The 13,138-nt window shown below is 74.9% G+C and carries 10 protein-coding genes and 1 pseudogene; 3 read left to right on the forward strand and 8 right to left on the reverse strand.

The annotated features are described in order from the left end of the window. Positions 1-95: 95 nt before the first annotated feature. The 7 genes and pseudogenes from J2S46_RS18840 to ssd all read right to left on the reverse strand — a co-directional run. Positions 96-542 (reverse strand): annotated as a pseudogene (locus J2S46_RS18840) (Rv3654c family TadE-like protein); the annotation flags it as partial. Further along, entirely contained in the window at positions 530-871 is a 342-nt protein-coding gene (locus J2S46_RS18845; RefSeq protein ID WP_370882203.1) for a TadE family type IV pilus minor pilin, read from the reverse strand. The pseudogene J2S46_RS18840 and the gene J2S46_RS18845, both read right to left, overlap by 13 nt. A 58-nt stretch (positions 872-929) precedes the next feature. Further along, positions 930-1,196, reverse strand: coding sequence for a DUF4244 domain-containing protein (locus J2S46_RS40880; RefSeq protein WP_370882204.1), 267 nt, complete (start codon positions 1,194-1,196; stop codon positions 930-932). Positions 1,197-1,284: 88 nt separating this feature from the next. Further along, positions 1,285-1,818 carry a type II secretion system F family protein gene (locus tag J2S46_RS18855; protein ID WP_191288912.1) on the reverse strand — a complete coding sequence of 178 codons (534 nt, stop codon included), beginning with the start codon at positions 1,816-1,818 and terminating at the stop codon, positions 1,285-1,287. A 401-nt stretch (positions 1,819-2,219) separates the two neighbouring features. Further along, complete coding sequence (locus J2S46_RS18860; RefSeq protein ID WP_191288913.1) at positions 2,220-3,320, reverse strand: type II secretion system F family protein; 1,101 nt, start codon at positions 3,318-3,320, stop codon at positions 2,220-2,222. A 111-nt stretch (positions 3,321-3,431) separates the two neighbouring features. Next, the gene (locus J2S46_RS18865) at positions 3,432-4,649 is read right to left on the reverse strand and encodes a TadA family conjugal transfer-associated ATPase (RefSeq protein ID WP_307350592.1); all 1,218 of its coding nucleotides are present in this window, start codon (positions 4,647-4,649) and stop codon (positions 3,432-3,434) included. A gap of 149 nt (positions 4,650-4,798) precedes the next feature. Then, positions 4,799-5,914, reverse strand: coding sequence for a septum site-determining protein Ssd (ssd, locus tag J2S46_RS18870; protein WP_191288915.1), 1,116 nt, complete (start codon positions 5,912-5,914; stop codon positions 4,799-4,801). Positions 5,915-6,878: 964 nt separating this feature from the next. Between ssd and J2S46_RS18875 the strand changes: the two genes are divergently transcribed. Continuing rightward, positions 6,879-7,697, forward strand: coding sequence for an HAD family hydrolase (locus J2S46_RS18875; protein ID WP_191289039.1), 819 nt, complete (start codon positions 6,879-6,881; stop codon positions 7,695-7,697). A gap of 503 nt (positions 7,698-8,200) precedes the next feature. Here the strand turns inward: J2S46_RS18875 and J2S46_RS18880 are convergent. Continuing rightward, entirely contained in the window at positions 8,201-9,148 is a 948-nt protein-coding gene (locus J2S46_RS18880) for a Fic family protein (protein WP_191288916.1), read from the reverse strand. A gap of 147 nt (positions 9,149-9,295) precedes the next feature. Here J2S46_RS18880 and J2S46_RS18885 point away from each other — a divergent pair, with 147 nt between their 5' ends. Together J2S46_RS18885 and J2S46_RS18890 are read left to right on the forward strand one after the other, a co-directional pair. Beyond that, positions 9,296-10,285 (forward strand): ATP-binding protein, encoded by a 990-nt coding sequence (locus J2S46_RS18885; protein ID WP_191288917.1) that lies wholly within the window; start codon positions 9,296-9,298, stop codon positions 10,283-10,285. Between the two features lie 384 nt (positions 10,286-10,669). Beyond that, positions 10,670-12,973 carry a SulP family inorganic anion transporter gene (locus J2S46_RS18890; protein WP_191288918.1) on the forward strand — a complete coding sequence of 768 codons (2,304 nt, stop codon included), beginning with the start codon at positions 10,670-10,672 and terminating at the stop codon, positions 12,971-12,973. Positions 12,974-13,138: the final 165 nt, after the last annotated feature.

Here is a 13,138-nt window from a genome sequence, read left to right on the forward strand (position 1 = left end):
GTATCGGGCCTGACGCCACCCGGGGCCGTGTCGGAGGTGGCGGGGGCGCCGGAGCCGTCCGCGGTGTCGACCGGCGCCCACAACGGGCCGGCACGCGCCCGGGCCCTGGCCGGCCCGAGTGGCAACGGCAGACCTCGTACCGGTACTTCGACGACCACCTCGACCTCGTCCGCCGACGGATCGGCCGCGCAGGAGACCAGGGTGGCCTGATGCGCGGCGGCGACGCCTTGGGCCCGCCCGCAGCCGCCGTCCGGATCGAGCAGCAGCCGGTCGGCCGCCGCGAGGGCCGCCAGGTCGGCGGCGGACTCGGCCCGGTGGCGGCCGACGACGACCGATCCCAGTGCCAGCATCCCGGCGAACACCGCGCACCCGAGCATCGCGAGGGCGAGCAGCCAGACGGTCGCCGATCCCGCGTCCGACGCCCGGACCCGGACACCGGGGCTCCGGGCATCCCCCGCCTGCCCGTCCCCTCGACCGGCCCACGCACCGCCGGCCCGGCCCACGGCTCCGGCCGCCGAGCGCCGCACCGTCAGGACGGCCATGACGAGGCACCCCCGGCCGAGCCCGTCAGCGTGTCCTCCCGGGCCGAGACCGCCGTGGCGCCCAGGCGCACCGAGAGCACCTCCGCGAGGCCGCCCGGGCCGGGGCAGGGGGCCTGCACGGTGACGCGTACGGACTCCCCCTCCGTCGCGATCCGCACCTCCGCACCGGGCGGGGCGGCGGAGCGGGCCAGGGCCACGGCGTCGGTGTCGCCCCGGGCGGCGGCCCGGGCCCCTGCCCGCGCCGCGTCCACGCAGCGGATCTGTGCGGTGGCGGCCACCATGCCCCAGAGGAGCATCGCCGCCAGCAGGACGAGGGCCGGGAGCGCCACCGCCGTCTCCGCCGTCGCGAAGCCCGCGTCCGGGGCCCGGCGGGGGCTCCGCGCCAGGTCACGCCGCACTGAGGGCCCGATTGAGGATGTCGGTCAGCGCACCGCTCACCGCGCCGCTGGTGACGACCTTGTAGAGGATGGCGGCGAAGGCGCACGCCGCCAGGGTGCCGACCGCGTACTCGGCCGTGCTCATCCCGCTGTCCCGGCGGCCGTTCGGCATCCTGCGGACGCGGATCGCCGCCCAGCGGCCACGCCGCCGGCCGAGCGCCGCCAGAGCGCGGTGCGGGAGGCGGCCGGTGGCCCGGGGAACGATGATTTCTGCCATGTCGGATACTCCTTCGGTCGTGGGGACACGAGAAAAATGGAGAACTTTCGATAAAGCACCGGAGCCCGAAATCCCTGGTGCCGCTTGCTCACATCCGCCCGGCGAACATCCGGGTCAGACCGATGACCACCGGGACGACGCTGATCAGGACGAAAGCCGGCAGGAAACAGACGCCCAGCGGAGCCGTGGCCAGCACTCCCGCGCGACGGACCCGGGCGTGGGCCGCCCGCGCCTCGCAGGCCCGTTGGGCCCGGGCCAGGCCCAGCAGCGGCCCGGCGGGCGGAGCCCCGCCGACGCTCGCCCGCACCAGGCACCGGCCCAGCGGCGCCAGCGCCGGGCACTCCTCGCCCGCTCGGCCCCAACTGAGCTCGGGCCTTGCGCCGAGCGCGAGTTCGGCGGAGATCGTCGCGAGCCGGCGGCCCATCGGCGCGCCCACGCTGTGGGCCACGGCCGAAACCGCCTGGGAGGGCGAGGAGCAGGCCCCGAGGCAGGCCGCCAGCAGCTCGGCCGTCAGCGGGAGCTGCCGGGCCAGCGCCTCCTGCTCGGCGGCCGCCTCGCGTTGGGCGGGTGAACGCGGCCGCGGGAGCCGGCGGTGCAGCACGACCGCCAGGAGCAGGCCCACCGCCGGGCCTCCTGGTCCCCCCAGCAGCCAGGCCACGGCTCCTCCGGTCGCCAGCACGGCGGCGGCGCGACCGACCGACGCGCGTCGGCCCGGCTGCTCAGCCGCTCCCGCCCCGGGCCCTGCCCCCGCCGGCTCGACGACAGCGGTCCGGCCCGCCGGGCGCCGCCACCGAGCGCCTCCGAGGACCGCTGCGGGCCAACCCCGCCGGACCTCCCACCCGTCCTCACCCCGGAACGGCCCTGCTGCGCGGTGCTTCAGGCCCGGCCGCCGGTCGACCGGCCATGGGAAGGCCCGGCGCCGTACCCGGCGACGTCTGACGTGACCCAGCAGGGCGACGGCCCCGACCACGCCCCAGGCAGACAGCAGCGCCGCGGCCGGCCCGGCCAGCCCGGCCGACCCGCTCACCGGAGCACCGCCCGCCCCCGGGCGGCAGCGGCTGTTCCCGGCACCCTGCGCAGCCGCGAGATCCCGCACGGCGCCTCGATCCCACCGAGGTCGCCGCCCCCGCCCCGTGCCCGCCCGGGGCCTGTCTCGGCCCGCACCGGCCCGGGGCCGTCCGCGCCTCCTCGCGCCGTCGTCACGATCCGCGCCGTCCAGGCCAGCCCGGCCACCTCCAGGGCTGTTCCGCCCACCAGGCAGAACAGCCCGGCGGGAGTGTGCAGCAGGATGTCCAGGGGGTGGGCGCCGAGCGTGGCACCGAGCACCAGCCCGAGCACGGGCAACGCCGCGAGCACGGTGATCGTGGTCCGGGGCGCGGCCAGCTCGCCCTCGATCTCCTCCGCCAGGGCCTGCTCGGCCCGGAGCGCCTCGGCCACCTGGTCCAGCCCGCCCGCGAACCCCGAGCCGCTCCCCGCACTGACCCGCCAGCAGGCCGCGATCGCGGCCGCCCCACCGCCGCCCGGCAGCTCCGCCAGCAGCTCGAAGGCGGCGGGCACGTCCCCTCCGTACCGGCCCGCGGCCAACCTGGCCACCGGCTCCCGCCCGATCCGGCGCAGCGACTCCTGGTCCGCGGCGAGTCGCGAGGTGACGGTGTGCAGGGCCTGTTCAGGCGTCGCTCCGCTGCGCAGCTCGGCCGACAGCGCCACGCAGAGTTCGACCACGGCCGTGGCCCGCCGACGCGCCTCGGCCTCCACCCGACGGCGCCGGCGCCACCGGTGCACCGGCAGTACGGCGGCCGCCGCGGCAACCGCCGGCAGGGGCGAGTCGAGCACCTGCCAGGCGACCGATCCGGCAGGCAGGAGGAGCAGTTCGGGCACCAGCCAGCGCGGTCGGGTGGCCACCGCCGAGGTGAGCCGCCCGCGGAGTTCGCTCCAGGCTCTCGGCCGCGACCGCGACCTCGTCCCGGCCATGGTGGCCGGGTCGGCCGCGATGCCCACCGCACCGACCGGCAGCAACCGGGCGCACCGGCCGGTGGCGACCCGCCGCCGGAGCGCCTGCCGGGCGGCCGCCACCGCTGCGCAGAGCGCCGCCGCCGAGTACAGGTCCAGCTGACTCACGGTCATTCTCGTCTCCTCGTGACGGACTTCTCCGGTCTCCCGGCCCCAGCAGGAACCCGGCGGCCAGCACCAGGCCGAGGAGTCCCAGGGCGAACAGCGTCTGCGCCCCGCCCGCGGTCATCCCGGCCCGCCCGGGAGGGGCACCCCGCGAGCCGCGCACAGCCGGGCCAGCCGCTCCCAGCCCGGGCCCGGCAGCAGCACCCCCGCAGCCGTGAACCTCACGGCCGCGGTGGTGACGGCCAGCCCCTGCCGGTCGCCGGTCAGCGTGTGGATCTCGGCGATCCGGCGCAGACCGGTTGCCTGGTCCCGGACGAGGTGCACCACGACGTCCAGCGCGGCACGCAACTGGCTGTGCAGCGAGAGCCGGTCCAGGCCCGCCAGGGAGCCGAGGGCCTCCAGGCGTACCGGCACGTCGGCCGCCGTGTTGGCGTGCACCGTCCCGCACCCGCCTTCGTGGCCGGTGTTGAGGGCCGCCAGCAGGTCGGACACCTCGGCTCCACGCACCTCTCCGATCACCAGCCGGTCCGGACGCATCCGCAGCGCCTGGCGGACCAGGTCCCGCAGGGTGAGTTCGCCCAGGCCCTCCTGGTTCGGCGGGCGGCTCTGGAGCCGGACCACGTGCGGGTGCGCGGGCCGCAGCTCGGCGGAGTCCTCGGCGATGACGATCCGCTCGCCCGGACCGACCAGTCCGAGGACGGCCGCGAGGAGGGTGGTCTTGCCGGTGCCCGTCCCGCCGCTGATCATCAGCGACAGCCTGGCCCTCAGGACGGCGGCGAGCAGTTCGGCCCCGGCCGCCGGCAGCGACCCGGCGAGGACCAACTCGTCGAGCGTGAAAGGGCGGGGCCGGCAGACCCGCAGCGAGATGTGGGTGCAGCCGGCGGCGATCGGCGGGAGCACCGCGTGCAACCGGGTGCCGTCCGGAAGCCTCGCGTCGACCCAGGGCCGGGCGTCGTCCAGTCGGCGGCCGGCCGCCGTGGCGAGACGGTGCGCCAGGTGCCGCACAGCCTCGGCGTCGGGGAACCCGACACCCACCGCCCGCCGCAGCCCGCCGCCCCGGTCGACCCACACCTCGTCCGGTCCGTTGACCAGGACGTCGGTGACGTCGGGCGCCGCCAGCAGTTGGTCGAGCGGGCCGGCCCCGATCAGTTCGGCCCGCACCGTCCGGACGGCGTCCAGCACGTCGTCGCCACCCAGCGGGGGCCGGGAGGCGCGGAGGGCCGCCGCCACCGAGCCGGCCGTGGGCGCCGCGCCCGACTCGGCCAGCCGCAGCCGGACGGCGTCCACCAGTGCGGCTGCCCGCTCCGGCCCGGCGGCACCGTCGGGGCCCGGTGCCACCCCCTGCCCGAGCCCTCGTCGGGGGCCGGGACCGCCCAGGGCCGGTCGGCCTGCACCGGACTCCTGGCCGGCGCCCTGCCCACCGTGGTTCCCTGCGCCGGCGGCCGGGCCGGGCCCACCGCGATCACGGGACCTGCGCAGACGGTTCATCAGCACACGCCCCCGCCGACGGCCGGCACCGGCGGCATGACCTCGTCCAGGAAGCTGCCGCAGAAGCGCGCCAGCGGGCCCCGTTCCCTGATGCCCGGCGGGATGCCCCGCTCCACGTCCACCGGCAGGCCCGGCTCCTGGGGCAGTTCGCCGGCGAGCCGCATCCGCAGCCCTCGGGCGATCTCGGCACCCGTCAGCCCCGTCGGCCCGGAGGCCCGGACCACGGCCCGGACGTCGGTGAGGCGCATCCGGGCGGCCGCGGCGACCCGGCCCGCGGCGGCGGTCGCGCGCACCTCGGCCGGAACGACCAGCAGGGCCACGTCGGACTGCTCCAGCGCCTGCCCCGCCGCCTGGTCCAGGTGGCGCGGCAGGTCGACGACGACCAGGCCCCCTTGGCGGCGGGCCGCTGCCAGCACGCTGCGCATGGCTTCGGGAGGGACCGCCGGTGTGTCGCCGCGGTCCCAGGACAGGGTGGTGAGCCGGTGGAGCACCGGCAGTGCCTTGGTCAGTTCGGCGCCGCTCACCCGGCCCCGCGAGGCCGCCAGATCGGGCCAGCGCAGGCCGGAGGCGCTCTCGCCCCCGAGCAGGATGTCGAGCCCGCCACCCAGCGGGTCGGCGTCGACCAGCATGGTGCGGTGACCGGCGCGGGCCGCGGTGACCGCCAGCGCGCAGGCCAGGGTCGAGGCGCCGGCCCCGCCCCGGCCGCCGAGAACGGCGACGGTCAGCGCCGGTGGCCCGGCGCCTTCGGCCGCGTCGGCGATCCGGTCCAGCAGCCAGCTCTCGGCGTCCGGGAGGAACAGCACGTGCTCGGCACCGAGTTGGACGGCCCGAACCCAGATCTCGGAGTCGTCCAGGTCCAGCCCGAGCAGGAGGACGCCGGGGCGGCGGGCGAAGCCCGCGCAGCGCTCCGCGAGATCGTCCCCGACGAGCACCAGCGTCGCGCTCTCCCACAGCCGGCGGGGCGGCGGCGCCCCGCAGACCGGCAAGGGTTCGGTGCCGGCGGCGGCGCAGAGCCGCAGCAGGTGTTCGGCGAGCGCCTCGTCCTCGGTGACGATCAGCGGGCCGACGGGCGCCCGCTCCGCTGCCTGGTCGTGGTCGGCGATCGGTTTCGACATGACGGTCTCCCCCGGGAAGGCGCCGCCCGGCTTACCGGTGCGGGCGCGTGGTCCAATCCCTGCCGTTCGGTCAGCGGCGGTCGTCCCCGGTGGGGGAGCGAATGCCGACTGCCGATGACCACGGTGGGGGGTGATCCGCAATCCGTCATCAGTGATCCGAATGCCTGTGGACAACTCGGGGATGTGGATAGCCGAGTTCACCCACATGGGTTACTAAAGTGAGGGAATTGACGAAAGTTGGTCACCGGGAACAACTGCGCAAGAAGGGAACGGACAGCCTGGACGGACTCGGATGACGTATTGTCCGCCCGCGCATCACTCGGAGTAACTGGCTACGGAGGGTGACCAATCGGTGCCGTCGAATACCGCGTCCGATTCGGCGAGTCTCAGGGAAGCACCCCCTGCACACGTCTCCCGAGAGAGCCTTCAACGGCTCGAAAACGGGCCCGGACGTGCGACGACCCCCGCCGGGGGGGAGAGCGGGGGTCGTCTATCCACGGTCCGACTCGGGGGGGAGGAGCCGGACCGGGTTAGCACGGTCGCGAACGATCCGTGACTTCCATGGTGTACCCGAGCGGCCAGAAACACAAACCCGCACGGCCCGGAGTACACCGAATGGCGGGCCGTTTAGCCGCGCCCTCTATCCTCGGTTCCCGTGGACACCACCGAGAACGCCGACGAGTACGCGGACGACACCACCGGCACCGGCGCGAACTCCGGGACCGGCCCGGAGTCAGCCCCGCAGGCCACCCCCGGACGGAACTTCCGGGAGGGGGCGACGTCCGGCCCCACGCTCCCGGCGGATGCCGGCACGGCCCGCCACGACGCCGTCCACGATCACGCCGGACCGGCGGCCCCCGACCCCACGGCCGGCGGCGACGGCGCAGCACCGACCGGCGACGACGGCACGTCGACCCGCGGCGGCGCCCCGGACGGCACCGGCGTCGCGACGCGCCCGGCGGTCCTGCGCCCGCACGACGCGGGCCCCCGGACGGCGGCCTTCTTCGACCTCGACAAGACCATCATCGCCAAGTCGAGCGCCCTCGCCTTCAGCCGCCCCTTCTACCAGGGCGGTCTGATCAACCGTCGGGCGGTGCTGAAGAGCGCCTACGCGCAATTCGTCTTCCTGGTCGGCGGCGCGGACCACGACCAGATGGAGAAGATGCGCGAGTACCTCTCGGCGCTCACCCGCGGCTGGAACGTCCAGCAGGTCCGGGAGATCGTGGCCGAGACCCTGCACAACCTGATCGACCCGATCATCTACGACGAGGCCGCGTCCCTGATCGAGCAGCACCACGCGGCCGGCCGCGACGTGGTGATCGTCAGCAGCTCCGGCTCCGAGGTGGTCGAGCCGATCGGGGCGCTGCTCGGCGCCGACCACGTGATCGCCACCCGGCTGAAGATCGAGGACGGGCGCTACACCGGCGAGATCGAGTACTACGCCTATGCCGAGAACAAGGCGGCCGCGATCAGGGAGTTGGCCGAGACCGAGGGCTACGACCTGGCCGACTGCTACGCCTACAGCGACTCCTCGACCGACCTGCCGCTGCTCGAAGCCGTCGGCCATCCGTCGGCGGTCAACCCCGACCGCGCCCTGCGCAAGGAGGCGGTCGCGCGCGAGTGGCCGGTGCTGGTCTTCGACCGGCCGGTGGAACTGCGGCGGCGACTGCCGGAGTTCTCCGCCCCGAGCCGCTCGGTGCTCACCGCCGTGGCGATCGGTACGGCGCTGCTGACCGCCGGGGTGATCTGGTACGCGGCCAAGCGCCGGCGCCCGACCGTCTGAGGCGGTTTCCATTCGCCCGTCCCAAAACGGGCAAAAGCCAAAGACTTCGCGATTCGGGTTCCCCTTTGACCCGAAACGCGATACAAATGAAGCAACGGCCCGCGAGACCCGGTCAGGACCCGAAGAGGTCAAACCGACAACGCAGTTCAGGCCCCACGGACCGCGTACAGATAACCGAGCACCCACATGCAGCCGACCCGCTGTCGGGCCGCCGCACCAGACGAACGGGCAGGATCCCCGTCTGATGGGCACTTCCGGTGCATGCTTGGTAACCCGGTACCTGTACCAGCGGCGGCACCCGGCAGGATCAGGTGCCGCCGCATCTCTGTGTCCGCCGCCTTCAGGGCGTGCGCCGACCTCCGGATGCCCACCGCCTCCGGCTCCGGGGCTCCGCACCCGTCCGTGCCGGTCGCAGCGCGAGCCCGCACGCACGCTCCCCTCCACCACCGCACACCCCCGCGCCGGGCCGGGACGCCCTCCTGGCGATCCCGGCCCCCGCACGGTCAGACCATGCCGCGCTGCATCGCCTCGCAGACGGCCGTGCTCTCGCGCGTCCCGAGCCGCAGCGCCTGCCCGCAGTGGTCGATCCAGCCGGCCATGCCGTCCGGAGTACCCGCCAAGTAGCCGCCCAGGGCCCGCCGGTAGGCCTCGGTGCCGAGTTCCGCGAGGCCGACCTCGGCCGGGCAGATCGCCTTCGGGTCCAGCCCCTCCGCGATCAGGACGATGCGCTGGGCGGCCCGGGCGACGACACCGTTGTGGGAGCCGAACGGCCGCAGCGCCAGCAGCTCCCCGTGCACCACCGCCGCCACCACGAGCGCCGGGGCCTTGGCGCCCGCGCCCTCGGTGCGGGCGACCAGCAGGGCGGAGAGCTGGTCGAGGCGGGCGGCCACCTCCTCGGCGCCGGGCGCGGGCGGCAGGTCGGCGATCGCGGCGCGCGGCGCGTCCGGGCCGTCCACCGGACCGACCGCGGCCTTCAGCTCCAGCGGGAAGAGCGCCTCCGCGCCCTCCCCGGCCCGCCGGGGCCGGCCGGCCGTCCCGTCGGCGTCCCCGGCGGCCAGCAGGTGCAGCCGGGCCAGCACCTGCAGCGGCGAGTGCCGCCAGGTGCTGAGCAGCTGCCCGGCCTCCGCGGACACCCGCAGCGCGGCGCCGACCGTACGGGCCTCAGCGTCGGCCCCGAAGTCGGTGCGCCGGCGGACCTCCTCCAGCGGCCAGTCCGCACCGTCCAGCGCGGCCGAGGCCCGCGCACCGCGCAGCGCGGCCTCGGAGGTGACCTCGGAGGCGCGGCGGCGCATCACACGGTGGCCGTAGAGGCGGTCCACGGACTTGCGGACCTCGGCGACGGCCTCGGGCACCCCGGGCAGCTCGGCCAGCGGGGCGAGGGGATCTGTTCCAGTGCTCACTACCCGAGAGTAAGGTCCCGGCCGCCACCCCCGACACAGCAACCCCGCCATCACCCGTTCGAGGCAATCCTTCGTTCCCTGCCCTGTCCGGCCCCTCGGCCCGACTAGCATGGCGCTATCGGAGACGATAACGATTTCCAACACTGGAGATCGGGAAGATCGCGAGCGCGAGCCAACGAGCGAGAGCCGGAGTCCCAGATGAAGATCGCCTTCGTCGGCAAGGGCGGCAGCGGCAAGACCACGCTGTCCTCACTGTTCATCCGCCACCTGGCCGCCGCCGGACGCCCGGTCATCGCCGTCGACGCCGACATCAACCAACATCTGGGCCCCGCGCTCGGCCTGACCGACGATCAGTCCGCCCGGCTCCCGTCCCTCGGTGCGCACCTGCCGCTGATCAAGGAATACCTGCGCGGCAGCAACCCGCTGATCGGCTCGGCCGACGAAATGATCAAAACCACACCGCCCGGCCGGGGTTCACGCCTGCTGCGGATCGTCGAGGAGAACCCGGTCTACGCGGCCTGCGCCCGTCCGGTGGCACTGGACGAGGGCTCGGTCCGGCTGCTCGCCACCGGCGCCTTCACCGAGGAGGACCTCGGGGTCGCCTGCTACCACTCCAAGGTCGGCGCGGTGGAGCTGCTGCTCAACCACCTGGTCGATGGGCCGGACGAGTACGTGGTCACGGACATGACGGCCGGCTCGGACTCCTTCGCGTCCGGGCTGTTCACCCGCTTCGACCTCACCTTCCTGGTCGCCGAACCGACCCGCAAGGGCGTCTCCGTCTACCGCCAGTACAAGGAGTACGCCCGCGACTTCGGCGTCGCCCTGCGGGTGATCGGGAACAAGGTGCAGGGGCCGGACGACCTCGCCTACCTCCAGCGCGAGGCCGGCGACGACCTGCTCGCCGCCTTCGGGCACTCGGAGTGGGTCCGCCGCCTGGAGCAGGGCGCCGAGCCGCCGCTGCGCACGCTGGAGCCGGCCAACCGCGCCGTCCTGGAACTGCTGAAGGCCCAGGCGGACACCGCGCACGGCCGCCGCGATCCGCAGCGGTACACCCGGCAGGCGGTGCACTTCCACCTGCGCAACGCCGAGAGCTGGGGCAACGCCAAGGTCGGCCTCGACCTCTCCACCCAGGTGGACGAGGAGTTCGTGCTCGGCGTCGAGCCGGCCACCGCGGGGGCCCGCGCCTGACCGGTGCGCCGCCCGCACGGCCGGGCCGGGGCCACCACGGCGGGCCACCACCCTCTGCTCCGAGGGCGGTGGCCCGCCGTGCGTGCTGCGCGGGACGACTCCGATCTGTTCCCCATTGGTTCGGATGCCACCCATAGGGATGAATCCGGGCCCCGATCCCGTCACCGTGTTCTACGCTGTGCAAAGATTTCATTACTCTCGGTTTACCGATTCTTGATGGTTCCGATTCCTTGATGGTCCCTGGGCCCGCCTGTGCCACCCCCGCACAGGCCGCCGAGCCCACGCCATCCCGCCACACCGTCGCGACCCACGACAGCCGATCCGACTCCCCCGAGCAGCACCCCGGACCTGACTGCGTTCGCTCCCCCGGAAAGACGGGAAGACATGACCCTCGACATCTCCACCGCCCCCATCGCCTCCGACACCACCGACCACGCCCCGCCGACCGTCGGCCGCAAGGCCCGTGCCTCGTTCGACCTCTCGGCCTCCCTGGTGGTCTTCCTGATCGCCGTGCCGTTCTCCCTCGGAATCGCCCTGGCCACCGGCGCCCCGCTGACCGCCGGCCTGATCGGCGCCGCCGTCGGCGGCATCGTCGTCGGCCTGATCGGCGGCACCTCGCTCCAGGTCAGCGGCCCGTCCGCGGCCCTCACGGTGGTCACCGCCGGCCTGATCTCCCAGTACGGCTGGCAGGCCACCTGCGCCATCACCCTCGCCGCCGGCCTGCTCCAACTCGCGCTGGGCGCCCGCGGCCTGGCCCGCACCGCGCTCGCCGTCTCGCCCGCCGTGGTGCACGGCATGCTCGCCGGAGTCGGGCTGGCGATCGCCATCGCCCAGCTGCACGTGGTGCTCGGCGGCTCGCCGCAGAGCTCGGCACTCGCCAACCTGACCGCGCTGCCGGGCCAGTTGGCCGGGCCGCACCTCCCCGCGGTCGTGGTCGGCGCGCTCGCCATCGCCATCCTCTGCGGCTGGCCCCGGCTGGGCCGGCTGCCGGGCCGCGCCGGGGAGCTGGGCGCCCGGCTGGCCCGGATCCCGGGCCCACTGGTGGCCATCACGGCCGCCACCGCCCTGTCCATGGGCCTGAGCCTGCGGCTCGCCCGGGTCGACATCCCCGCCTGGCAACCGCAGAGCCTCCCGGCGCTGCCCCACGGGTCGGCGGCCGGCCTGCTCGCCGCGGTGCTGACGGTGACCGCGGTGGCCAGCGTCGAATCCCTGCTCTCCGCCGTCGCCGTCGACCGGATGTCCAACCGCTCCGGCGACCTCGACCGCGAACTGCGCGGCCAGGGCGTGGCCAACATGGTCAGCGGCCTGCTCGGGGGGCTGCCGGTGGCCGGGGGCGCGGTGCGCAGCACCGCCAACGTCCGGGCCGGCGCGCGGACTCGCTGGTCCTCCGTCCTGCACGGGGTCTGGGTGCTGCTGGCCGCCGTGGCACTGACCGGTGGCCTGCGCCGGATCCCGCTGGCCGCACTGGCCGCGCTCGTCCTGGTGGTCGGCCTGCAGATGGTGAGCTTCGCGCACATCCGCAAGGTGCACCAGCACCGCGAGTTCCCGGTCTACCTGGCCACCGTGCTCGGCGTCGTCCTGCTGGGCGTGCTGCCGGGTGTCGCCCTGGGCGCCGCGATCGCCGTCCTGCTGGCGCTGCACCGCCTGACCCGCGCCCGTGTGGACGTCACGGCCGCGCCCGACGGATCGTTCGCGGTGCGGACGCACGGCCCGCTGACCTTCGCCTCGGTGCCCCGGCTGAGCCGGGCGCTGGGCGCGATCCCCGCCACCGCCCGGGTGACGGTCTGCCACGACGGCTCGTTCCTGGACCACGCGGCGTACGAGGCGCTGCACTCCTGGCGCGGCGGCCACCAGGCCGCCGGCGGGACGGTGCTGATGGTGACCGAACGCCAGGCCGACGAGGTGCTGGACCCGGACGGCGCGGTGCGCTCCGGCAGCTCCGCGGGCCCGCACCGCTGCCGGGCCTGGACCCCCTGGGTCGGCCACCACTGCATCGAGCAGCAGGAGGACCCGCACGGCCGGCTGCTGGACGGGGTGCGGGTGTTCCAGCAGCACACCGCGCCGCTGGTCCGCCCCGAGCTGGCCCGGCTCGCCCGCGAGGGGCAGACGCCCTCGGAGCTCTTCCTGACCTGCGCGGACTCCCGGCTGGTCACCAGCATGATCACCAACAGCGGTCCGGGCGACCTCTTCACCGTGCGCAACGTCGGCAACCTCGTCCCCGCGCCGTACGAGCCCGGCGCCGCCGACGACTCGGTGGCCGCCGCCGTGCAGTACGCCGTGGAGGCCCTGGAGGTCCGCTCCATCACCATCTGCGGGCACTCCGGCTGCGGGGCGATGAAGGCCCTGCTGGACGGCGTGCACGAGCGGCCGGGACCGCCCACCGCGCTGACCCGCTGGCTGCGCAACGGCCGCGGCTCGCTGGACCGGCTGCGGCGGGCACCGGCCGGGTTCGCGGCCCGCCCCACCGCCGATCTGGTGGAGGAGCTCTGCCTCACCAACGTCGTCCAGCAGCTGGACCAGTTGCTGGCCAACCCCGCGGTGGAACGGCGGGTCGAGGAGGGGACCTTGCGGCTGGTCGGGATGTACTTCGACTTCGCCACCGCGCAGGCCTACGTCCTCGACCGCCGGAGCGGCCTGTTCTCCCCGGTGACGGAGCACGACACGACGCCGCTGCGCACGGCGGCCTGAGGCCCGGTACGGGCCTCCGCCCACCCGGCGGAGGCCCGTACCGGCGGGCCGGTCGGCTCCCTGGGCGACCCGGTTTCAGGTCAAAGGTCTACACCAATTCCTCGGAGCCTCTTGTCAACAGCCCTGTTCGCCTGGTGAGCTGTGTGCTGGGACACACGGGACAAT

The organism is Kitasatospora herbaricolor, assembly GCF_030813695.1.
Classification (GTDB): Bacteria; Actinomycetota; Actinomycetes; order Streptomycetales; family Streptomycetaceae; genus Kitasatospora; species Kitasatospora herbaricolor.